The sequence below is a fragment of the Streptomyces sp. NPDC007896 genome (genome assembly GCF_042959425.1).
GTDB lineage: Bacteria > Actinomycetota > Actinomycetes > Streptomycetales > Streptomycetaceae > Streptomyces.
Genome location: NZ_JBIBKX010000024.1, coordinates 64,979 through 86,117 on the forward strand (window position 1 = coordinate 64,979; position 21,139 = coordinate 86,117).

The 21,139-nt window shown below is 68.8% G+C and carries 21 protein-coding genes and 2 pseudogenes; 14 read left to right on the forward strand and 9 right to left on the reverse strand.

Annotated elements, in window-relative coordinates; genetic code table 11:
* Positions 1-31: 31 nt before the first annotated feature.
* A complete protein-coding gene (locus ACFZDJ_RS47750) occupies positions 32-931 on the reverse strand; it encodes a VOC family protein (protein ID WP_391068874.1) in 900 nt (299 codons plus the stop codon).
* Positions 928-2,133, reverse strand: a complete 1,206-nt coding sequence (locus tag ACFZDJ_RS47755; RefSeq protein WP_391068876.1) for an NADH:flavin oxidoreductase — start codon at positions 2,131-2,133, stop codon at positions 928-930. The genes ACFZDJ_RS47750 and ACFZDJ_RS47755 overlap by 4 nt, the downstream gene beginning before the upstream one ends.
* Positions 2,134-2,563: 430 nt before the next feature.
* Between ACFZDJ_RS47755 and ACFZDJ_RS47760 the strand changes: the two genes are divergently transcribed.
* The 8 genes from ACFZDJ_RS47760 to ACFZDJ_RS47795 all read left to right on the forward strand — a co-directional run bounded on the left by ACFZDJ_RS47760 (position 2,564) and on the right by ACFZDJ_RS47795 (position 8,490).
* On the forward strand, positions 2,564-3,370 hold the full coding sequence (locus tag ACFZDJ_RS47760) for a fumarylacetoacetate hydrolase family protein (protein ID WP_391068879.1): 807 nt from the start codon (positions 2,564-2,566) through the stop codon (positions 3,368-3,370).
* Between the two features lie 61 nt (positions 3,371-3,431).
* A complete protein-coding gene (locus ACFZDJ_RS47765) occupies positions 3,432-4,340 on the forward strand; it encodes an acetaldehyde dehydrogenase (acetylating) (protein WP_391068881.1) in 909 nt (302 codons plus the stop codon).
* Positions 4,337-5,368, forward strand: coding sequence for a 4-hydroxy-2-oxovalerate aldolase (dmpG, locus tag ACFZDJ_RS47770; protein ID WP_391068884.1), 1,032 nt, complete (start codon positions 4,337-4,339; stop codon positions 5,366-5,368). Before ACFZDJ_RS47765 ends, dmpG begins: the two co-directional genes overlap by 4 nt.
* 2 nt (positions 5,369-5,370) lie before the next feature.
* A complete protein-coding gene (locus ACFZDJ_RS47775; protein ID WP_391069085.1) occupies positions 5,371-6,153 on the forward strand; it encodes a fumarylacetoacetate hydrolase family protein in 783 nt (260 codons plus the stop codon).
* Between the two features lies 1 nt (position 6,154).
* Positions 6,155-6,403 carry a tautomerase family protein gene (locus ACFZDJ_RS47780; RefSeq protein WP_391068887.1) on the forward strand — a complete coding sequence of 83 codons (249 nt, stop codon included), beginning with the start codon at positions 6,155-6,157 and terminating at the stop codon, positions 6,401-6,403.
* A gap of 3 nt (positions 6,404-6,406) precedes the next feature.
* Positions 6,407-7,846, forward strand: a complete 1,440-nt coding sequence (locus ACFZDJ_RS47785; RefSeq protein WP_391068889.1) for an aldehyde dehydrogenase family protein — start codon at positions 6,407-6,409, stop codon at positions 7,844-7,846.
* 111 nt (positions 7,847-7,957) lie between these two features.
* Positions 7,958-8,113: a hypothetical protein gene (locus ACFZDJ_RS47790; RefSeq protein ID WP_391068892.1), complete on the forward strand. Its 156-nt coding sequence runs from the start codon at positions 7,958-7,960 to the stop codon at positions 8,111-8,113.
* Between the two features lie 26 nt (positions 8,114-8,139).
* Positions 8,140-8,490: an antibiotic biosynthesis monooxygenase gene (locus ACFZDJ_RS47795; protein WP_391068895.1), complete on the forward strand. Its 351-nt coding sequence runs from the start codon at positions 8,140-8,142 to the stop codon at positions 8,488-8,490.
* A 244-nt stretch (positions 8,491-8,734) separates the two neighbouring features.
* Here the strand turns inward: ACFZDJ_RS47795 and gap are convergent, their stop codons facing one another.
* Both gap and ACFZDJ_RS47805 read right to left on the reverse strand, forming a co-directional pair.
* A complete protein-coding gene (gap, locus tag ACFZDJ_RS47800) occupies positions 8,735-9,733 on the reverse strand; it encodes a type I glyceraldehyde-3-phosphate dehydrogenase (RefSeq protein ID WP_391068898.1) in 999 nt (332 codons plus the stop codon).
* Positions 9,734-9,843: 110 nt separating this feature from the next.
* Entirely contained in the window at positions 9,844-10,800 is a 957-nt protein-coding gene (locus ACFZDJ_RS47805; protein ID WP_384924218.1) for a GlxA family transcriptional regulator, read from the reverse strand.
* A gap of 643 nt (positions 10,801-11,443) precedes the next feature.
* Between ACFZDJ_RS47805 and ACFZDJ_RS47810 the strand changes: the two genes are divergently transcribed.
* The 4 genes and pseudogenes from ACFZDJ_RS47810 to ACFZDJ_RS47825 all read left to right on the forward strand — a co-directional run bounded on the left by ACFZDJ_RS47810 (position 11,444) and on the right by ACFZDJ_RS47825 (position 13,800).
* Entirely contained in the window at positions 11,444-12,244 is an 801-nt protein-coding gene (locus tag ACFZDJ_RS47810; protein WP_391068901.1) for a hypothetical protein, read from the forward strand.
* 245 nt (positions 12,245-12,489) lie between these two features.
* Positions 12,490-13,158 carry a methyltransferase domain-containing protein gene (locus ACFZDJ_RS47815; RefSeq protein WP_391068904.1) on the forward strand — a complete coding sequence of 223 codons (669 nt, stop codon included), beginning with the start codon at positions 12,490-12,492 and terminating at the stop codon, positions 13,156-13,158.
* A 167-nt stretch (positions 13,159-13,325) separates the two neighbouring features.
* A pseudogene (locus ACFZDJ_RS47820) lies at positions 13,326-13,535 on the forward strand (transposase); the annotation flags it as partial.
* Entirely contained in the window at positions 13,486-13,800 is a 315-nt protein-coding gene (locus ACFZDJ_RS47825) for a transposase (RefSeq protein ID WP_391069088.1), read from the forward strand. The pseudogene ACFZDJ_RS47820 and the gene ACFZDJ_RS47825, both read left to right, overlap by 50 nt.
* Positions 13,801-13,991: 191 nt before the next feature.
* Here ACFZDJ_RS47825 and ACFZDJ_RS47830 read toward each other — a convergent pair whose 3' ends face one another.
* From ACFZDJ_RS47830 to map, 3 genes and pseudogenes are all read right to left on the reverse strand, one after another.
* Complete coding sequence (locus tag ACFZDJ_RS47830) at positions 13,992-15,053, reverse strand: protein kinase family protein (RefSeq protein WP_390940275.1); 1,062 nt, start codon at positions 15,051-15,053, stop codon at positions 13,992-13,994.
* Between the two features lie 122 nt (positions 15,054-15,175).
* Positions 15,176-16,365 (reverse strand): annotated as a pseudogene (locus ACFZDJ_RS47835) (RNA-guided endonuclease InsQ/TnpB family protein).
* A gap of 636 nt (positions 16,366-17,001) precedes the next feature.
* A complete protein-coding gene (map, locus tag ACFZDJ_RS47840; protein WP_390940168.1) occupies positions 17,002-17,769 on the reverse strand; it encodes a type I methionyl aminopeptidase in 768 nt (255 codons plus the stop codon).
* A gap of 59 nt (positions 17,770-17,828) precedes the next feature.
* Between map and ACFZDJ_RS47845 the strand changes: the two genes are divergently transcribed.
* Together ACFZDJ_RS47845 and ACFZDJ_RS47850 are read left to right on the forward strand one after the other, a co-directional pair.
* A complete protein-coding gene (locus ACFZDJ_RS47845; protein WP_391068907.1) occupies positions 17,829-18,134 on the forward strand; it encodes a helix-turn-helix domain-containing protein in 306 nt (101 codons plus the stop codon).
* Between the two features lie 268 nt (positions 18,135-18,402).
* Complete coding sequence (locus tag ACFZDJ_RS47850; protein ID WP_391068910.1) at positions 18,403-19,311, forward strand: methyltransferase domain-containing protein; 909 nt, start codon at positions 18,403-18,405, stop codon at positions 19,309-19,311.
* Positions 19,312-19,604: 293 nt separating this feature from the next.
* Here ACFZDJ_RS47850 and ACFZDJ_RS47855 read toward each other — a convergent pair whose 3' ends face one another.
* Together ACFZDJ_RS47855 and ACFZDJ_RS47860 are read right to left on the reverse strand one after the other, a co-directional pair.
* Positions 19,605-20,414, reverse strand: a complete 810-nt coding sequence (locus ACFZDJ_RS47855; protein WP_391068912.1) for a hypothetical protein — start codon at positions 20,412-20,414, stop codon at positions 19,605-19,607.
* A 114-nt stretch (positions 20,415-20,528) separates the two neighbouring features.
* Positions 20,529-21,077 carry a DUF1062 domain-containing protein gene (locus tag ACFZDJ_RS47860; RefSeq protein WP_390940176.1) on the reverse strand — a complete coding sequence of 183 codons (549 nt, stop codon included), beginning with the start codon at positions 21,075-21,077 and terminating at the stop codon, positions 20,529-20,531.
* Positions 21,078-21,139: the final 62 nt, after the last annotated feature.

The window sequence follows — 21,139 nt, forward strand, 5'->3', positions numbered from 1 at the left end:
TTGGCCTGGAAGTGTATGCAGATAGGGGATGTCACGAGGCGTCGCCGACCATGGGCGAGGGCAGCTGCGGCTGGGTCGACGGGCGGTTCACCGGCCCCCGCCACATGTCGAGTGACTCGGGCCGGGCGGAGTCGAAGGTCCGCACCCGCCACGTGTCCTCGTCGATCGGCCGGCCTCCGGTGGCGTACTCGTACGTGATGCCCTCGGGGCCGCGGAAGTAGAGGAACACCGAGCCGGACGTGGGGTGTTTGCCCGGCCCCATCACGATGTCGACCCCGTTGTCGCGCAGGAAGTGCCAGTTGCGGAAGATGTCGTCGAGCGTGGCCGTCTGGAAGTTCACATGGCACAGCCCGGGGCCGTCGCCGCGGAACACCGCCAGCTTGTGATGGACCTGGTCGATGCGCATGAGGCAGGCGTTGTCGTCGATCCAGTCCGACACGCGGGCGTTGAACGTGGTGGACCAGAACCGGTGGGCCTCCCGGACGTCGGGCGCGTCGAAGCACATGTGGCCGAATTCGCTGATCCCCGAGGACGGGCGGGTCAGCCGCACCGGCTCGGCCATCGTCTCCTGGCCCGTCACCAGCTCGACGCGGTTGCCGAAGGGGTCGTCGAACGCGATGAACCGGGTGACGTGCCGCGAGCGGGCCGCGTCGGCGTCGCCGCGCGCGACCCGGAACCCGCGCTGCTCCAACTCGGTCTCGGCCAGGGCGAGCGCGTCCTCGTCGGCCACGGTGAAGGCGGAGGCGATCACCCCCGAGGGTCCCTCGACCAGGGCCAGGCTGTGGTGCCGGCCGTCGGCCCGCAGGTGCGCGACCCCGAGCTCCCCGGTGTCGACCCGCTGCAGACCCACGATCTCGGTCGCGAAGTGCGTCGCCTTCTCGAGGTCGGCGGCGCCGGAACGTACGTATGCGATGTCAGTGAGCGTGATCACGAGTGGGGCCTCTCGTCGTAACTGTCGGAGCTGTAGCCGAAGTAGCCGCGTTCGATCGTCTCGGCGGGCCAGCTGTCGCACACCGCTCCGGTGAGCTGGGTCCGCAGGCAGCGTGAGGCCGTGCACGGACAACTCCGTACGGCGTCGAGCGCGCCGCCGGCCACCTTGTGCGGCCAGTCCGGGTCGGTGAACAGCGGTCGTGCCAGTGCGATCGCGGCGGCCTGCCCCTGCTGGAGCACGCTTTCGGCGGCGTGCGGGTCGCTGAGCCCGCCGCCCACCACGACCGGGATTCGGGTGGCCTGCGCCAGCGCCGTGTTGTCGGCGACCGCGTAGCCCTGCCGGTCCATGAGCCCGGCGTTGGCGGGCAGTCGCATCGTCTCGAAGGTGGTGGGGACGCCGAACAGGAAGTCCACGCCCTCGGTCTCCAGCAACGGGGCGAGCCGGACGGCGTCGTCGAGCGTCCAGCCGCCCTCGACGCGTTCGTCGCTCATCAGATGGACGCCGACGACGAAGTCCGGGCCGGTGCGGCGCACCACCTCGCGCATGGTTTCCCGTGCGAAGCGCACGCGCCCGTCGAAGTCGCCGCCCCAGCCGTCGGTGCGCCGGTTCATCCGGGGCGAGAGGAATTCGGAGATGAGGAATCCCTGCGCGGCGTGCACACCGACGCCGTCGAAGCCCGCGCGCTCGCACAGCTCTGCGGCCCGGCCGAACGCCGCGATCGTCTCCTCGATCTCCTCGGGGGTGATCTCCTGCGGAGTGACCGTGCGGCCGGGCGTGAGCTCGAACGGCACCGCCGAGGGAGCCAGCCGTCGGCGGCTTACATAGACGTCCCAGGGGCCTGCGTAACGGCCGGCGTGCACGAGCTGGACCATCGCGAGCGCGCCGTGCCGGTGGATCTCATCGGCCAGCTGACGCAGACCGGGCAGTCGCCGCTCGTCGTCCACCAGGGTCTGTAGCGGCATCTGCCGCCCGGAGACGTTGACGGCGAAGTTCTCGGTGATCACCACGCCGACACCGCCTTGCGCACGGCGGGCGTAGTGCTCCACCTGCGGACGCGTGACGAAGCCGTCGGCATCGCCGTAGCAGACCGACATCGGCCCGTGGACGATGCGATTCCGTGCGGTCCGGTGGCCCAGCCGCAGGGGTGTGAACAGTGAGGCGAAGACCGTGTCGTTCTTCCGCAGCTCCGGGACACTCGTCATCTCGGCTCCTCCATGTGCGGCACGTCGATGTGCGGCACGTCGCGGTGGGACATCCCCGTGCTGGCATCGGCGGCCGGCCTGACGGGGTCTTGACCGGCCCGGTGGCGGGCCGCGTTCGGCATCCCCGTCTCGCAGTACGGCGTCAACGCCGCCGTGACCACTCGGCAACGGGAAGTGCGTGCTTCAGAGAGCCGAACCAGCCGGCCGCCCCGGCTTCACTCGGCTATCTGGAAGTCAGAGTGCATACACTTTCCGGGGATGTCAACGCCTTGACCGGGCGGGGCGAAAGTGTACACACTTCGAGAGGCAGAGGTCGGGCATCAGAAAGCCGTACACAAAACGCCTCTGGTCGCGTACTCCACCGAAGACGCCCTCAGGACCGCGTTCGACGCGGATTCCGGTGAGACGGCAGCGAGCAACGAGGTGATGGATGGATACGGAAACACGGTCGGAAGCGGCGCGGAACCTGCTCGGCGCCCACCGCACCGGAGAGCCGATCGACCCCCTGACCGAAAGTTTTCCGGGCCTGGACGTGGACGACGCGTACGCGATCCAGACGGCACAGGCCGAGCAGTGGGTGCGCGACGGTGCGGTGGTCAAGGGCCACAAGGTGGGACTGACCTCGCCGGCCATGCAGCGCCAACTCGGCGTTGACCAGCCCGACTTCGGCCACCTGATGGACACGATGTTCCACCTCGAGTCTCAGCCGATCGACCCGTCGGCGTTCCTGGCGCCGCGCGTGGAGCCCGAGATCGCGTTCGTACTGGGAAAGCCGCTGAGCGGCCCCGGGGTCACCGTGGCCGAGGCCGCGGCGGCGGTCGAGTTCGTGATGCCGGCGCTGGAGATCATCGACTCCCGTATCCGGGACTGGAAGATCAAGCTCGTCGACACGATCGCGGACAACGCGTCCTCGGGCGGCGTGGTGCTGGGCAGCACGGCGCTGCCGCTGTCCCAGGTGGACCTCCGTCGCGCGGGAGGTGTGCTGTACCGCAACGGCGAGATCGTGGGCACGGGCGCCCTGGGCGTGGTGCTGGGCTCCCCGTTGAACGCCCTCGTGTGGCTGGCCAACACACTCGGCGCCCGGGGGGTGACGCTGCGGGCGGGCCAGGTGGTGCTGCCCGGTTCGATCACCGCGGCTGTCCCCGTGGCCGCGGGTGACGTGGTGACGGCGACGTTCGCCGGCCTCGGCTCGGTGACGGCCCGGTTCTCCAAGGAAGGCGCGAGGGCGGTCGCATGAAGACAGCGAATCCAACGGCAGGCAATGAGATGGCAGGGAATCCAGTGGCAGGGAATTGGCGATGAAGACGACGGCGGCCATCGTGGGGCCAGGCAACATCGGCACCGACCTGCTCGCGAAACTGCGGCGCAGCGAGCACGTCGAGGTGCGCTACATGGTGGGGGTCGACCCCACCAGTGACGGATTGGCCAGGGCCGCGAAACTGGGCGTGGAGACCTCCGCCGAGGGCGTGGACTGGCTGCTGCGGCAGCCCGAGAAGCCGGATGTGGTGTTCGAGGCCACGAGCGCGAAGGCGCACGCCGCGAACGCCCCGCGGTATGCCGAGGCGGGGATCCGCGCAGTGGACCTGACGCCGGCGGCGGTGGGACCGTTCGTGTGCCCGCCGGTCAACCTGCCCGCCCACCTCGACGCCCCGAACGTCAACATGATCACCTGCGGCGGACAGGCGACGATCCCGATCGTGCACGCCGTGTCACGCGTGACGGAGGTGCCGTACGCGGAGATCGTGGCGTCGATCGCCTCGCGCTCGGCGGGCCCTGGCACGCGGGCGAACCTCGACGAGTTCGCCGAGACCACGTCCAGGGCGATCGCCGAGATCGGCGGTGCGGCACGCGGCAAAGCCATCATCATCCTCAACCCGGCCGCTCCCCCGGTGATCATGCGGGACACCGTCTTCTGCGCCATCGATCCGGACGCGGACCGGGACGCCATCACCGAGTCGGTCCACCGCATGGTGGACGAGGTCCAGAAGTACGTCCCCGGCTACATGCTCCGCTCCGACCCGCAGTTCGACGATCCCCGCGAGGGCTGGAACGGCAGGGCCCGGGTGGGTGTGTTCCTGGAGGTGCGCGGAGCCGGAGACCATCTGCCGCCGTGGGCGGGCAACTTGGACATCATGACCGCGGCCGCCGCCCGGGTGGGCGAGCTGCTGGCGAAGACGAAGGCACAGACCGAGGCGGTGGCCCGATGAGCGAGCAGATCGACGTCCGGATCACCGACACCACGCTGCGCGACGGCAGCCACGCCATGTCGCACCGCTTCGCCGAGAAGCAGGTGCGCGATGTGGTGCGGGCGCTGGACGCGTCCGGCGTGCAGGTGATCGAGGTGAGCCACGGCGACGGCCTTGGCGGATCGAGCTTCAACTACGGGTTCTCCGCCGAGGACGAGATCAAACTGGTGGCGGCGGCCGTCGACGAGGCCGAACGGGCCCGTATCGCCGTGCTGTTGCTGCCGGGCCTGGGAACCATCGAGAACCTGAAGCAGGCCCACGAGGCAGGCGCACAGGTGGCGCGCATCGCGACCCACTGCACCGAGGCGGACGTGTCCCTCCAGCAGTTCGGCGCCGCACGCGAACTCGGCATGGAGACCGTCGGCTTCCTGATGCTGTCGCACATGATCACCCCGAAGGAACTGGCGGCGCAGGCACGGATCATGGTCGACGCCGGATGCCAGTGCGTGTACGTGGTCGACTCGGCGGGGGCGCTGCTGCCCGATGACGCCCGCTCCCGGGTCGAGGCGCTGGTCGCGGAGATAGGCGGCGAGGCCCAGGTCGGCCTGCACGGTCACCAGAACCTGTGCCTGGGCGTGGCGAACTCGCTCGTGGCCTACCAGGCGGGCGCGCGGCAGATCGACGGCACGCTGTGCGCGCTCGGCGCCGGTGCGGGCAACTCGCCGACCGAGGTGCTCGCGGCGGCGTTCGCGAAGATGGGCGTCCGCACCGGACTGGATGTGCCGGGGCTGCTCGAAGCCGCGGCGGAGGTGGCGCTGCCGTTCATCTCCCGGCTCCCCTGGGCGGGTCGCAACGCGATCGTGCAGGGCTACGCCGGTGTGTACTCCTCGTTCCTGCTGCACGCCGAACGCGCGGCGGAGCGGTACGGCGTACCCGCGCACGAGATCCTCCAGCGCGTGGGCGAGGCCGGCTATGTCGGCGGCCAGGAAGACATGATCATCGACATCGCGATTCACCTCGCGGCGGCGGAGCGGGAGACGGCGGCATGACCGTGACCGAGTGGAACGTGGAGCGGGCCGCGACGGTGCTCGCGGACGCCGAGGCCGGGCGAACCGACCGTGGGCCCCTCACCGACGAGTGGCCCGAACTGGACCTGGCGACGGGCTACCAGGTGCAGGACGAGATCCTGCGCCGCAAGCTCGACGCGGGCGAGACCATCGTCGGCGTGAAGCTGGGCCTGACGTCACGGGCGAAGCAGCAGCGGATGGGCATCGACTCGCCGCTGACGGGGTGGCTGACCGACGGGATGGTACTCCCGGCCGGCACGCCGCTGGTCACCGGCGAGCTGATCCATCCGCGCGTCGAGCCGGAGATCGTGTTCGTCCTCGGTGAGCGGCTGAGCGGTCCGGCCGTGACCGCGGCCCGCGCGATGGAGGCCGTGTCGCACGTGTACGCCGGTCTCGAAGTGATCGACAGCCGGTACACCGACTTCCGGTTCAGGCTGCCCGACGTGGTGGCCGACAACGCCTCCTCGTCCCGGTTCGTCATCGGTTCGGTGGCGCGCAAGCCGGAGGAGCTGGACCTGGCGCTGGAGGCATGCCTGCTGGAGGTCGACGGCGAGGTGGTCGACTCCGCCACCGGCGCGGCCGTACAGGGACACCCCGCCGAGGCGCTGGCACTCGCGGCGAACGCGCTGGCCGAGCGCGGGCTGGCCCTGGAGGCGGGGTGGCTGGTGCTCACCGGCGGCATGACGGACGCGGTGTTCACCCGTCCCGGCAGCTCGATCGCCGCCCATTTCACCAACCTCGGTTCCGTGCTGATCGGATGTGAGTGACATGCCGCTGGTGGAGATCACGCTGACCGAGGGCCGTGCTCCGGAACGGCTCCGGGCCCTGATGGCAGAGGTGCACCAGGCCGTCCACAAGGCGCTCGACGTGCCGGAAGCCTCCATTCGCGTGGTGGTGCGCGAGGTGCCGACCACGCACTGGTCCGCAGGCGGCCAGACACTCGCCGAGCGCGCCGCCGCGGCCATGACCGAGACCGGGATCAAGACCGCGGTCGAGACCGCGAACACCAGGAGCTGAACCGTGGAATTCTTCGGCCACGTCATCGACGGCAAGGAGACCGAGTCGGAGTCCGGCTCGACGTTCACATCGATCGACCCCTACATCCGCGAGCCGTGGGCGGAGGTGGCGCTGGGCGACAAGGCCGACGCCGACCGCGCGGTGGAGGCGGCCCGCAAGGCGTTCGACTCGGGGCCGTGGCCCCGGATGGGACACGGCGAACGCGGGAGGGTCCTGCACCGGTTGGCGGATCTGATCGAGCAGAACGCCGACGAGCTGGGCATGGCCGACACCCGGGACATGGGCAAGCCGATCACCCAGTCGCGGGGCAACGACGTGCCGCGCGCGGCGTCGAACTTCCGTTTCTTCGCCGACCACGCACGCCTGTCCACGGCGGACACCCTGCCGATGGACACCGGTCACCACGCCTACACCCGCTTCGAAGCAGCCGGGGTCGTGGCGGCCATCGCGCCGTGGAACTTCCCCCTGATGCTGGAGACCTGGAAGATCGCGCCCGCCCTGGCGTGGGGCAACACCGTGGTGCTCAAGCCCGCCGAGGACACCCCTGCCTCCGCGACGATCCTCGCGAGGCTGGCCCTGGAGGCCGGGATGCCTCCGGGCGTGTTCAACGTCGTCCACGGGTACGGTCCCAACTCCGCGGGCCAGGCGCTGAGCGAGAACCCGTCCGTGGACCGCATCACCTTCACCGGCGAGTCCGGCACCGGCCGGATCATCGCGGCCGCCGGGGCACGCAACCTCACCCCGGTGAGTCTGGAGCTGGGCGGCAAAGGCGCCAACGTGGTGTTCGCCGATGCAGACCTCGACACCGCCGTCGAGTGGTCCATCAAGGCCGTCTTCACCAACGCCGGCCAGGTCTGCCTCGCCGGCTCCCGGATCTACGTACAGCGTCACGTTTACGACGAGTTCCTGCGACGGTTCACGGCGGCGGCCGACGCGCTGGTGATCGGTGACCCGAAGCAGGCGTCGACCGATATCGGCCCGCTGGCCTCGCAGGAGCACCACCAGAAGGTGCGCGGATACGTCGACAGTGTGGAAGCCGAGGGCGGCACCGTCGTCACCGGCGGACCGGGCGAGGGCTGGATCGTCAGGCCGACCGTCGTCACCGGTCTCGGCCAGCACTCCCGGCACGCCCGGGAGGAGATCTTCGGGCCGCTCGTGGTGCTCATCCCGTTCGACACCGAGGAGGAGGTCGTCGGGCTGGCCAACGACAGCCGCTACGGGCTGAACGCGATGCTCTTCACCGAGAACCTGCACCGCGCCCACCGGGTCTCCGCCGCGCTGCGCGCCGGAACCGTCTGGGTGAACTGCTTCTTCATCCGCGACCTGCGCGCACCCTTCGGCGGGGCCGGCGACTCCGGCATCGGGCGCGAGGGCGGGAACTTCAGCCGCGAGTTCTTCACCGAGCCCAAGGCCGTCGTGATGCAGATCCGGCCCGAGAGCTGAACCGTTCCGCGCGGGTGGCTCGTTCAGATCGCCGGCAGGAAGGGATGCCTGGGCTCCAGGCCCCTCCCTGTGTGCACGCGACGAGTTCTCCGCCCGAGTCGCACATCGCATGTGTCCCACTCCCCTGCCGCCGATGCGCCGCAGGTCCACCGGAACATCGCGACGCTGCTCGCGTTCCAGCAGCAGTTCGTCGAGGGCGGCGACGCCTCCATCGTCGGCACGTCCGGAGTGGGACCGACTCTGGCGCTGAGGCCGGCCCTGGACTGATCCACAGAAACGAGGAGCGACAACACATGAGCTCGATCGAGATCCGCGTCGGCAATGAGCCGACGACCACTATCATCAACCGGTTTACCGTCAAGCCCGATGACCAGGACGAACTCGTCCGGATCGAGGTCGACGGCATGTCGAGGATCGCGAGCCGGATGCCGGGGTTCGTGCGCGGCAGCATCCACCGCAGCCTCGACGGGACCAGCGTCGTGAACTACGTCCACTGGGCGGACGGCGATGCATGGCGGCGCGCCCACGAGCTGGGGGCCCAGGACCCGGAGTACCGGCAGCACATGGAGGCGGTCCGGCGCATCGCCACGGCCGAGCCGCGTTCGTACGAGGTCGTGGCGATCGTGGACGGGGACGCCACTTGAGCGAAGCGCTGGTCGCCAGAGCATCGCGCGGTATCGGCCCCGCGATCGCGCCGCGCACAACGACGCCTGCGATCTGGGCCGAGTTCGCCATGCCTGCCTCGATCGCCTGGTCGTGATGGACCAGCACTCGAACTTCTCCATCACTGTTCGTGGGCACGAGACTGTGCTGGTCCGCGTGCGGAGCGCGTCTTGACCGGTCGGGTACCGACGCGCTCCTGTCCCGCAGCGGCCGGACACGCTCCGGTCAGCGGGTGGCGATGAGCTCGAGCGTGTCGATCACGCGGTTCGAGAAGCCCCACTCGTTGTCGTACCAGGCCACCACCTTCACGTGCCTGCCGTCGACCCGGGTGAGGGCCGAGTCGAAGATCGACGAGGCCGGATTGCCCGTGATGTCGGAGGACACGAGCGGGAAGTCCGAGTACTCGAGGATGCCGGCGAGCGGCCCGTCCGCCGCGGCGCGGTACGCCGTCAGCACGTCGTCGCGCGTCACGTCACGAGCGACGGTCGTGTTGAGCTCGACAATCGAGCCCACCGGAACCGGCACCCGGATCGAGTCGCCCGACAGCTTGCCGGCCAGGTTCGGCAGCACGAGGCCGATCGCCTTGGCGGCGCCCGTCGTGGTCGGCACGATGTTGACGGCGGCAGCTCGGGCGCGACGGGCGTCGCGATGCGGACCATCCAGCAGGTTCTGCTCCTGCGTGTAGGCGTGCACCGTCGTCATGAAGCCGTGCTCAATGCCGGCGAGCTCGTCGAGCACCGCGGCCAGCGGTGCGAGCGCGTTGGTGGTGCACGAGGCGTTCGAGACGATCGTGTGCACGGTCGGGTCGTACGTGTCGCTGTTGACCCCGAACGCCAGCGTGACATCAGCGCCGTCCGACGGCGCGCTGACCAGCACCTTCTTCGCGCCCGCATCGAGGTGGGCGCGGGCAGCCTCGGCCGACGTGAAGCGGCCGGTCGCTTCGAGGACGATGTCGACACCGAGTTCGGCCCACGGCAGCTTCGCCGGTTCACGCTCGGCGAGCACCTTGATGCGACGGCCATCGACGACGAGGGCGTCCCCATCGACGGTCACCGGGCGCCCGAGCCGACCGGCCGTCGTGTCGTAGGCGAGCAGTCGCGCGAGGGCGGCGGGCTCCGTGAGGTCGTTGACGGCCACGACCTCGAGGGTGCTGTCGCGTTCGAGCAGTGCGCGCAGCACGTTGCGTCCGATGCGGCCGAATCCGTTGATGGCGATGCGAGTCATAAGTGCTGTCCCTTCGGTTCGCCACCAAGGTTCGCTCGCGGCACCCACCGGTGACAGTGGCGGGATCGCCACGGTTCAAAAGGATCGCGCCAGGTGCGCCGGTGGCGGGGCTACTCGCCCTGGGTGAAGGTGCGCCGGTACTCGCTCGGCGTGGTGCCGAGGATGCGCTGGAAGTGCAGCCGCAGATTCGCACCGGTGCCGAGACCGACGTCGGCGGCGATCTGCTCGACGCTGCGCTGCGAACGCTCGAGCAGCTCGCGGGCCATGTCGATGCGGGCTCGCATGACCCACTGCATCGGCGTGTACCCGGTCTCCGCTACGAAGCGCCGCGAGAACGTGCGCGGCGAGACCGCTGCCTGCCGCGCCAGTACTTCGAGGGTGAGGGGCTCATCGAGCCGGTGCAGCGCCCACTCGCGGGTGTCGGCGAACCGCTCGCCGAGCGGCTCCGGCACACTGCGCGGCACATACTGCGCCTGACCGCCACTGCGGTAGGGGGCTGCGACCAATCGCCGGGCCGCGTGGTTCGATGCGGCCACCCCGAGGTCGCGGCGCAGAATGTGCAGGCACAGGTCGATGCCCGAGGCGGCGCCGGCCGATGTCAGCACGCTGCCCTCGTCTACGAACAGAACGTTCTCGTCGACCTCAACGAGCGGATGCCTCGCCACCAGCGCCCGTGTGTAGTGCCAGTGCGTCGTGGCACGCCTGCCGTCGAGCAGGCCCGTCGCGGCGAGCGCGAAGGCGCCCGTCGAGATGGCGGCGAGCCGCGCACCCCGGTCGTGGGCAGCGATCAGCGCGTCGACGACGGCCTGCGGCGGATCGTCACGGTCCGGGAACCGATAGCCGGGGATGAAGACGATGTCGGCCCACGCAAGTGCGTCAAGGCCATGGGCGACGTGGTACGAGAGGCCGTCGCCACCGGTCACGAGACCAGGTGCCGCGCCGCACAACCGCACCTCGTACGGCATGCTCGCGCGCGTTGTGAACACCTGCGCGGGGATTCCGACATCGAGCGGCTTCGCACCCTCGAGCACAAGAACGGCGACGCGATGCAGGCGGGAGGCTGACACGGAGACAGGGTACGCAGGGATGCGGGCCTGCGGGCCCATCAGGGTCAGGGCACCGGCAGCGTCGCTCCCTGCCAGCGGGCGACCGCCCTGCCGTGCTGGACCACATGGTTGACCACGATGTCGTCACCGCCGAGCTTGCCTCGTCGCCGCACGCCGCACGCCGCACGCCGCAGCCTGACGGCGGACGGCGTCGGACCTCGCCGGTCCACGCCACCGACCCCGCTGGCGTCCCCCCGCCCCGCCGACGACCACCTTCGTCTCGTCTGGCCCCGGTGGCAGGGTGCAGGCGCGGCTGTCGTCAAGGAGCTCGCCCCCGTTCCCCCTCGATGTCGCCCGCCGCAGCTACACGGGTCCGGCACCAAGGTCCTCGAAGCCATCCTCACCCACGCGGCGGCCCCCATCGCAACCGTCCCCGTCACCATGAGTGGCGACGGACTGGAAGAGCGTGAGGCGCCTAATCCAACACGGTCGTCCTCAAGCAGCTCGCGAGCGCCCCGGAGACCATCCGTGACCATGCCCCTGCGCGGATCACCACCCTCGGCGGTGAGTGCCCGGTCAGCGCGACCCCACTCGCCGGACTCGCCCGCCGCTACGGCGACAGGTACTTTTCCCGGCCAACGCGGTCTGCGGCAGGTTGATCCGCATGCCGACTCCCGACATTCCCCGCCAAGACCTCCCGCCGGCGGTTCGCGAGGCGGCCGTCCGGGCCACAGCTCCTTCCATCCGCGTCGCCCAGCAGACCATCGCGCGGCTCCAGCGAGACTGGGCACGCTGTGCCCGGGTCGTACTCGCGCCGATGCAGGAGACGCAACAGGCAGCCGTGCAGCAGGCGGTGGAGCGGTGGGGGCACGGCTTCCGCGTCGCGTACGCGACCGCCGTCCAGCAGCAGGCCGGCATTGCAGACACCATCGCCCGGGCTTCGCTCAGCCTCGACACGACCGGCTTGGATCGCGTGCTGCGATGCGTGCAGGCCTGGCAAGCACTGACAGAGCAACAGCGAGCAGCTGCGGTGTCCGCGGTGCAGGACGCGTACGCGACCACCTTGGACGCAGACGTCCCCGGCGATCTGGTGGATGGTCTTGATGAGACGGTCCGCGAATTCGCGGCGAGCGAGGCGGACTTCCTCCCGACTGAAGTCCAGCGTCGGGTGTTCGTGCTGTTCGTCGGCACAGCCGTCCTTCTGCTGCTGATCCAGTTGTCGTTCACCGACGACACCGCAGGCGAGGTCATGGCACAGGCACTGGAGGTCGCCCCGCTGGCCGCCGTCGCCATGGCGGCAGCGGCACGGCCGTCGCCGACCTCGTACCCGAGGACACCGCCCGTGTCGGGCACACCCCGGCCCCGGAACTGCCAGTCACCCTCGGCTTTCCGGACAAGGTCGCAGACTTCCTCCGTGCGACCGAGCTGGAGCCCGCCGGGCAGGCCGCGCTCGACCGAGGCGTGACCGTACGGCGCAGCCATGGCTATACCCTGCGCCTCAGCACCGCACCCGCGGTCCTCCGCCGGCTCCTCGCCCGCTGCCAACCCCTCAACGGCACCCCGAATACCTCGGCGGTCCCGGCCCAGCGCAAAGCCCGCCGGGAGTACGAGAACCGCGTCAATGCCCTCACGGCAATAGCCGCACCATGATCAATCTCAGCGCCAACGGCTGTACCGCCAGAACCAAGACCGTCGTCCTATTGTTGGCTGATGCGCGCACACCATATTGACCGCCCAGCCGATCTCGACGTGGTCCGTGAGTCCTATGACCGGGTGGCCGACAACTACGCCCACATGGTGGTGACGACGGGAGTCGGCGACATCCGTAGCCATCCATGGCTCAAGGCGTCAGTCGACGCCTTCGCTGACACCGTGAGCGAACTTGGGCCTGTCCTCGACGTCGGCTGCGGACCCGGAACGGTGACCGCCTACCTTGCCGAACGCGGACTCGACGTGTCCGGGGTCGATCTCTCCCCTCGCATGATCGAGAACGCGCGCCGTCTTCATCCGCAATGCCGCTTCAGCGTCGCCTCTGCCACCGACCTCGACCTTGGTGAAGCGTCCCTTGGCGGCGTACTCGGGTGGTGGTCACTGTTCAACCTCCCTCGCGACGTCCTTCCTCAGGTCCTCGCCCTGTTCGCGCGTGCCCTGAAGCCAGGCGGACACTTCATCACCGCATCACACGTCGGCGACGAAGACGCGGTGCGCACCGAGGCCTACGGAGGTGTACCCGTTCGTTGGACTACGCACAAATGGCGGCCGGAACAGCTCGTGGACCTGATCGAGCAGGCTGGACTGCGCCCGGTGGCCGAACTTCGGCTCCCTGCAGATGAGCAGAGCGGGCCGGGTCTGGTCGTCATGGCCAAGCGCCCTGCCTGAGGACCAGGCCGGTATGGCCGCCAGGAGCCCCGCGACGACTCGACCGCCAATTGGGATAGGCTACTTGATCGCTGTGCAGGACAACGTCGGCGAGGTCGTCTGCGGGATCCGTGTGTGACGACGAGCCGACGGAGGTGACCGTGCCCCAGATCTGGACCGAAGTGGACATGGGCAAGGAACATCACCACTGTGTGGTGATCGACGAGCGGGGCGAACGTCTGCTCTCTCACCGGGTCCTCAACGATGAACCGGCCCTGCTGAGGTTGATCAAGGACGTACTCACGCTCTCCGAGGACGCCTTGTGGGCGGTGGACATCAACCACGGCGGTGCCGCGTTGCCGATCGGGCTCCAGCTCGGACACGACCAGCCGATGGTCTACGTCACCGGCCTTGCTGTTCATCAGACGTCGACCGCCTACCGAGGTCAGGGAAAGACTTCAGAAGGACGCGTTCGTCATCGCCGACCAGGCGCGCATACACCAGGGCCTCGGCGGACTACGACCCGGCGACGAGACAGCCGTCGACCTGCGCACTCTGACCGCCCGCCGCACCGACCTGGTCAACGATCGGACCCCGCCAGCCAGACCAACCGGCTGCGAGCGCAACTTGTTGAGTTCTCCTCGGCGTTGGAGCGGGCACTGAACCCTGAGCAAGAAGGGCCTGGTCCTCCAGCTGACGGGCTATCAGACGTCGGCGGCGTTCCGCCGCAGCGGGTCTCGCGGCCGGTGAGAATCCGCACCGGAATCGGTGGTATCCGTCTCTCCCCGGCACCGCTGCGCCGAGCGTGGAGCACGTGGACATGCCTGACGCCTCAAGCCAAGTTGAGTACCTGCTCAGCCGCGCCGTGACCTGTCCGCATGGAGGGCCCGGCGGAGCGCCTTCAACGGGTACGGGGTTTCCCTGTCCTCTTCCTGGATCTTGACGTAGAAGTCCGTCATCACTGCGGCGAGCGGTGCATGGCGGGAGAGGATCGCCCTGGCCTCTCGCGGTCCGTCCGGTGGGTCCTCCCCTTCCGCGCATGCGCGAATAAGTACCTCGCGATCTTTCCGCCCGTATCCATATAGATTCGTGATCAGCCAGTTCACCAGCCAGCTGCGCGTGTAACAGCGATCGTAGGTCCGGTGCAGTTCGAAGAATCTGGTCTCGGACGGCAAGAGATCGAATTGGGACGAGAGGGCGAGGCCGTAGTCGGCGAAGTAAAGGCGTCGGCCGTCGGTCAGGATGTTCTGAAAATGAGCGTCGAAGTGCAGAAGTCCGCGAGCATTCATGTAGGACGTGCCGGCCTCCAGCTCGCCCTCCACCAGGGAACAAGCCCGGTCGGCGGACTCTTCATCAGCCTGTACCTGCTCGGTGAGCCACTCGTGGAGCGTATGAGGGATGTACTCCAGGAACAGCGCCAGGCTCGCAGAGGACTGCTGAAGGGCCTCGATACGACGGCGTACCTCCGGCCCGCCTCCCCAATAGGCCACGGCCCGCTCCACGTCCGCGAGTTCCATGGGAAGCGCGGACGCCGAGTCTGGCAGCACGCGCCAGTGGTACATCATCGGGAACCCTTGGTACTGCCCTCCCAGCACCCAGTTCGTCGTCATGGTGTGAACGGCGAGCTCCCGCCACGCCCCGAAACTAGGCCCACCGACGCCGTACTGGCAGAAGGTGGGAAGCCCGAACAAGTTGGCCGTGGACCGTACATGCTCCGGCAGCAGATCCATATCCGTGAGCGGCACACGCTTCACAAAGACGGGCTTCCCCTCAACCTTCAGCAGCGCAGACCTCCCGCCGATGCCGGAACCAAGCGGTACGGCCGCGTCCACGAGCTCGCCCAGTCGGCGATCACTCCGCAGGGCGAGGAACGTGGAGACACTGCTGTAGGCAGCCAAGCGCGCGTCTGCCGACATATCGGGATACTCGACCGCTACCTGCATCGGAATGCCGACCTCGTCTCCACCATGCCCACGAGTGTCCACCAGCTGCCTCTGCACTGTAGTTGACTTCTCCACTTCCTGAAGGAGGGGGATTCTTACGGCTCGCGCCGTGAGGGTTTCTGCTTCGTTGCCGACTGCCCGTCCGGAGTACTCCGTTGAGGTCTTACGCCAGCTCCACAGACTTTCACCGCCAGCCCGGCGGCCAGAAGATTGTTCGCCGCGTTCACGTCGCGGTCGTGGGTCGTACCGCAGTCGCACGTCCAGGTGCGGACGTGCAGCGGCATCGTGTCCTGCAGGGTGTTGCAGGCGGAGCACAGCCTGGAGGAGGGGAACCACCGGTCCACGGCGATCACTTCGCGTCCGTACCACGGGGCTTTGCATTCCAGCATGCTCCGGAACTCGCGCCATGCCGCGTCGCTGATGGCGCGGGCCAGTTTCCGGCTTTTGACCATGTTGTGCACGGTCAGGTCCTCGATCACGATCGTTTGGTTTTCACGGACGAACCGAGTGGTGATCTTGTGCAGCGTGTCGCGGCGGCGGTCAGCGATCCGGACGTGGATCTTCGCAACCTTCAGCCGGGCCCTGACCCGGTTCGCCGACCCCTTCTCCTTCTTCGCCAGACGACGCTACTCCCTGGCCAGAGCGGCACGGTCACGACGCTCGTACCGGGGGTTGGCGATCTTCTCCCCGGTGGAGAGGGTCAGCAGATGCTCCAGCCCGGCGTCGATGCCGACCGCATTCCCCCTCGCCGGGAGCGGCTTGACGCCGGGGTCATCGCAGCAGGGAAACGAACCAGCGCCCCGCGCTGTCCTGCGAGACCGTCACGGTGGACGGGGCCATGCCCTCGGGGAGCGGGCGCAACCACACGACAGCCAGCGGTTCGGTCATCTTCGCCAGTGTCAGCGCTCCGTCGCGGAAGCGGAATGCGCTGGTGGTGTACTCCGCGCTCTTGCGCGACTTCTTCCGCGATTTGAAACGGGGGGTACTTCGCCCGCCTGCCGAAGAAATGAGTGAACGCCGTCTGCAGGTGCCGCAGAGCCTGCTGAAGGGGGACCGAGGACACCTCGTTAAGGTACGCGAGTTCCTCGGTCTTCTTCCACGCCGTCAGCATCGCCGAGGTCTGGTGGTAGTTGACCCGCTCCTGCCGCGCCCACGCCTCCGTCCGCGCGGCGAGCGCCATGTTGTAGACCTTCCGCACGCACCCGAACGTGCGCGACAGCTCCGCCGCCTGCGCATCCGTCGGATAGAAGCGGTACCTGAAGGCCCGCTTCACGTGAGTACCAATGGGTCACCGGGATTGGCGGGGTGCCAACTGGCGGCGCGCTGGTGTGGGTTGGGGTATGGCTGGTGGTCACGCGGGACCCCGATGTTGGTCACGTACTCGTGCTACCCCACTACGAGCCGAGACCCGCGGTCTGGTCGATCACTGCCTCGTCCACCGCTTGGGCGTCGCCGTGAGCACGCCTGTACGACGGAGTCTCAGTGACGGGGGTCCCGCCTCACGCGCAGAGCTGCTGCGGGACCGATCCTGACATGCCCTAACCCAGCCACTGGCTCGTCACTCGTCGTGACCTCGCCTCTCGGGCGGGGCCCGGCCGTCCCTCCCGTACGCCTGAGGCCCCGGCTGCCGGTGGGGATCGTGTTCCGGCGGCGCTGCTGGTGATTCCACCGGGCGCGCCACCAGGCCAGCCGGTGCTCGGAGTCCGGGGGGAAGACGGATTGAACGCCATCGGAGTTTGAGTGGAGTGGGTCGCCGTCCGCGGCCGCGTCATCGCGCTGGACCGGTGTTGCCGCCCCCGCCTGCCCGGCGGGATGCCTGTCCTGCGGGATGCGGCCTCTGCGCGACGGAAGCGCAACGGGTGGGGCATGCCGTCGGGCATCGAATGGTCCGGTCCCGGATGCGGCTGCGTCTGGGAGAACGTCAGGGCAGGGTCAGGATACGGGGGCCCTGGTCGGTGATGGCGACGGTGTGCTCGATGTGGGCAGCCCGGCTGCCGTCGGTGGTGCGCAGGGTCCAGCCATCGATATCGGTGCGGTAGGTGTTCTGCCCGCCGGCCATGAGCATGGGTTCGATGGCGAGGACCAGGCCGTGGCGGAGGGGGAAGCCGCGGCCGGGGCGACCGCGGTTGGGGACGTGAGGGTCTTCGTGCATGCGGCGGCCGATGCCGTGGCCGCCGAAGTCGGCGGGCATGCCGCAGCCCGCCTTGCGGGCGACGGTGTCGATGGCATGGGAGATGTCGCCGATGCGACTTCCCACCTGGGCAGCGGCAATGCCGGCGTCGAGGGCTTGCTGGGTGGCGTCGATCAGATCGAGGTCGCCGGGGCGTGGCGTTCCGACGGTGAAGGTGATGGCCGCGTCGCCCGCCCAGCCGTCGAGCTGGGCGCCGCAGTCGATGCTCACCAGGTCGCCGTCCCGCAGTCGGTAGCCGGTGGGGATGCCGTGCGACACGGCGTCGTTGACGGACGTGCAGATCACGGCCGGGAAAGCGACCGGGGCGAAGGACGGCCGGTATCCGAGGAACGGGGAGCCGGCTCCGGCCTCGGCCAGAACTGACCGGGCCGCTTCGTCCAGTTCCTGCAGGGACACCCCCACGCCGGCTGCTTCTCGGACTGCGGCCAGGGCGCGGGCCACCACACGTCCGGCTTCCCGCATCGCGTCCAATGCGGCATCGGTCTTGATCTCCACCATGTGTTTGACTCCCCGCAGCACGTCGACCCAATACTTATACCGGTATTAGTATCACGGTCATGGTGAGGGCTCCTCTGACACCGTGGGAACGGGAACGCGGCGAGCGGTTCGGCGCGCTGCTGCGTCGAGCGCGTGGCAGCCGCAGCATGGCGGAGGTGGTGGCCGCGGCGGGGGTTTCCGCGGAGACCCTGCGCAAGGTCGAAACCGGCCGGGCTCCCACTCCCGCCTCCTTCACCGTCGCGGCCCCGACTCCCGTCTTCTACACCGTCGCGGCCTTGGCCGCCGCGCTGCATGTGTCGCTGGACGAGTTGGCGGCTGCGTGCGCGCATGCCCCGGCCTGGCAGGAACCGGCGCTCTCGGCTTGAGGTGTGGGCAGCGCCGCACCCTGTGTCGCTCAACCAACCTTCGGTGGCACGAAATTGCGGGTGCTCAAACTCCGCTGACAAGGATCAGTCTTCAGTGACACAGCACAGTGACGGAGAGCTCTCCCGTCTCCAACGATCTGGTCCCTGTCTCAGATGATCTGGCTTCATTCGCCTGTGGTCGCGGGTGATCTGGTCCGCTGATGACGGCTGCCCGAAGCGCCGGAAAACCGGTGGAGCCGTCGGAGCACCTGTCCGTACCGTCCGTGGGGTGACCTATCTGAGCCCCTTGGGCTATCTGTTGGGCATCGAGGGCGCCGCTTTGCTGCGCGGCTTCAGGGAGGGATGTGCCGACCGGGAGTTCGTCGAGGCCCGGATCGCGGAGATTCGGGCTCTGCTGGGCACGCCCGCCCTCGCGCATGCCGAGGGAGTCATGGCGAGTCCGGGCACGATCAGCACGGCCGACGTCTACCAAGCCTGGGCGCCGCACTATGACGCCCCCGGCAATCAGATGATTGACATTGAGCAGCCCGTTGTCCGACGCATCCTGGACAGCCTGCCCGTCGGCACGGCACTGGACGCGGCCTGCGGCACCGGCCGCCACACCACCTACCTGCATGAACTCGGCCACGATGTGATCGGCGTCGACGCCTCGCCGGACATGCTCGCCCAGGCCCGCAAGCGCCTGCCAGACGGCGAGTTCCACGAGGCCGACCTGCACCGACTGCCGCTTCCCGACAACACGGTCGACACCGTCGTCTGCGCACTCGCCCTGACACACCTCCCCGAACTGGCCCCTGTGCTTGCCGAGTTCGCGCGCGTTCTGCGCCCCGGCGGACACCTCGTGATCTCGGACGCCCACCTGCTGGCGTCCTACCTCCGGCCGACCCTGGCCCGCCGTCCCGGCCCGGACGGCCGCCCGTCCCTCCTCGCCGAATACCACCGCCCGCTCAGCGCCTACCTCGCCGCAGCCCTCCCCCTGGGCTTCCAGGTCCGCCACTGCGAGGAACCCCGCCGCCCGCACCACTCCCTCGACCCCGACACCGCCCCGGACCCACTCCCGACCTACGTATCCTGGGACCTGTTGCACTGGTGCCCGGAAGCGTCGGCCGCGGCCCTGGACGATTCCCCGATTGTGGCTATCTGGCACTTCCGACTCGACGGCAGCCCGAAGGCCTGAGCAGCCGGACCAGATCAACTGCGACGGCGTCCGGCATCCACTGCTCCAGGACCACATCACCCGAGATTCCCAGCATCCCCAGGTCTCAACTGAACTGGTCGCCGCAGGTCACAGGTCTGATCCGGGGCCAGATCCTTTGGGACGGAACAAGAGCGGCCGCTGCACGGAAGTTGAGCCAGAACCACCCCGAGTCGGTCGGCCAAGGCACGGCCCGCCTCAACGGCGGTGGCGCCCGGCCGCGGGGTCGCCAAGGCGGTGGTAGACGGTCGCCAGGTGGCCTTCTCCGAACGTCGTCAGTACGCCCCGAACGACCAGAAGACGCCTACCTCGTCGTCGGTCACCGCGATCAGGCCCAGGTCCTCGAAGAAGTCGAGGCCGTTGAGGTACTCGCAGGTACGGAAGCCATGGGATTCAGTGCCCTGGAGGCCTGCCGCGAGAAAATCCGGGGCCGGGTCAGAGGCGGCGGCCGTCGCGTTGGTCCAGTAGCGCGCGGTGGGCCCGTACCGGTCGAGCAGGGTTCGGGCATCCGCCAGCACGGCGGCCCGGTCCGGGCGGGAACGGATGGGGGCGGGCTCCGACTGCCATTCCTCGGCCATGATGGCGAGCGCGGTGACCGCCGCCTGCGCCTCCAGGGGGTACAGACGGTCGGGAAACTCTGGTGCGTCCGGGGGGTCGAAGGGGTACGCGGGCACCGTATGGCGGGCGGCGTTGGTGCGGTCCCAATCCAGTCGGACCCAGCCCCGGGGGTCGGGGACCGACCGGAGCAGCACGGCGTGGACGTCGTGCGCCCAGACCTCGTGCCGCCGAGGGCCGGTAGCCGCGAAGGTGTACGTGTGGTCGAGCAGCCGCAGCGCCGCCGCGTTCCAGGGACAGCGACGGAAGCGGAACTCCGCCAGCAGACCGCCGACTTGGCGGGCAAAGGTGCCCTTCGGTTCGCAGGGGTTCCGCCGGAGTTGGCCGAGGGCCCAGTGGACGAGCTCGCCCCCTCCTTCCGCCGAGAGGCAGACCAGCCCCTGCGGGAGCGGGAGGTCCGATCCGTCGCAGAGCGCCTCCAGGTGCGCATCGAGCAGGTCCAGGGCGGTCTGGTTGGCAGGCAGAGACATTTCGCCACTCTAGGCCGTCACTTTCGGAATGTGCCTGCCGAGCCGCGCGCTTGGCCTCGAGGTTAGGGCCTGTCCGGCTGTTCTTGCCGGACAGGCCCCTGGTCCCAAGGGGGCTCAGCGCTTGAGCGTGAAGGTGAAGTCGCCGGAGAGCTTGCCGCTCAGCCGGACTGCCGAAACGAGTTTCCCCTCCGTGATCAGTCTCTCGACCTCGGCCCGCGAAAGACCGCAACCTTCAGCGATCAGTCGCACCGGCCGGACAGGTATCCGCGCCGCGAAGTGGACCGATACGTCGATCACCTCGCGGTCCAGGTCATCCGATCCGCCGGTGTCGAGGCACCAGGCGTTGTCCCAGTCGAGGGCGATGCGATTGCGGCGCCGCACGACCGGATCCTGGAGCAGCTCAGCTGTCAGGCCAGGGTCGTTGTCATGCAGCCGGTCCAGCAGCTCAGGTCGTACGGAGCGCACATTCACCCGCTCCAGGACCGTGAGCTTTGCAGTTTCCCCGCAAGCGGTACAGAGCGCGAGGAGCCAGGCGTCGATGAGCTTGTGGTTTGCGTTGACGCGAAACTTACCGCTTGCCCGGAAGCGTTCGGACGCGCACGCGTGGCAACGGCGGAGAACGAGCGGCAGGCAGGTGGGCACGACCACCCAGTTTTTGAGCACAGAAGTACACCGTTTTCAGTGAGAAGTCCGCAGCAAAAAGCAGCGCGGCGCACATGCGCGAC

Bases quoted from the DNA above. Each gene is read 5' to 3' on its own strand.
- ACFZDJ_RS47810 (WP_391068901.1), top strand. From the start codon at position 11,444: ATGCCGACTCCCGACATTCCCCGCCAAGACCTCCCGCCGGCGGTTCGC.
- map (WP_390940168.1), bottom strand. From the start codon at position 17,769: ATGGTGGAGATCAAGACCGATGCCGCATTGGACGCGATGCGGGAAGCC.
- ACFZDJ_RS47855 (WP_391068912.1), bottom strand. From the start codon at position 20,414: ATGTCTCTGCCTGCCAACCAGACCGCCCTGGACCTGCTCGATGCGCAC.
- gap (WP_391068898.1), bottom strand. From the start codon at position 9,733: ATGACTCGCATCGCCATCAACGGATTCGGCCGCATCGGACGCAACGTG.
- ACFZDJ_RS47795 (WP_391068895.1), top strand. From the start codon at position 8,140: ATGAGCTCGATCGAGATCCGCGTCGGCAATGAGCCGACGACCACTATC.
- ACFZDJ_RS47780 (WP_391068887.1), top strand. From the start codon at position 6,155: ATGCCGCTGGTGGAGATCACGCTGACCGAGGGCCGTGCTCCGGAACGG.
- ACFZDJ_RS47815 (WP_391068904.1), top strand. From the start codon at position 12,490: ATGCGCGCACACCATATTGACCGCCCAGCCGATCTCGACGTGGTCCGT.
- ACFZDJ_RS47760 (WP_391068879.1), top strand. From the start codon at position 2,564: ATGGATACGGAAACACGGTCGGAAGCGGCGCGGAACCTGCTCGGCGCC.
- ACFZDJ_RS47845 (WP_391068907.1), top strand. From the start codon at position 17,829: ATGGTGAGGGCTCCTCTGACACCGTGGGAACGGGAACGCGGCGAGCGG.
- ACFZDJ_RS47755 (WP_391068876.1), bottom strand. From the start codon at position 2,133: ATGACGAGTGTCCCGGAGCTGCGGAAGAACGACACGGTCTTCGCCTCA.
- ACFZDJ_RS47765 (WP_391068881.1), top strand. From the start codon at position 3,432: ATGAAGACGACGGCGGCCATCGTGGGGCCAGGCAACATCGGCACCGAC.
- dmpG (WP_391068884.1), top strand. From the start codon at position 4,337: ATGAGCGAGCAGATCGACGTCCGGATCACCGACACCACGCTGCGCGAC.
- ACFZDJ_RS47830 (WP_390940275.1), bottom strand. From the start codon at position 15,053: ATGTCGGCAGACGCGCGCTTGGCTGCCTACAGCAGTGTCTCCACGTTC.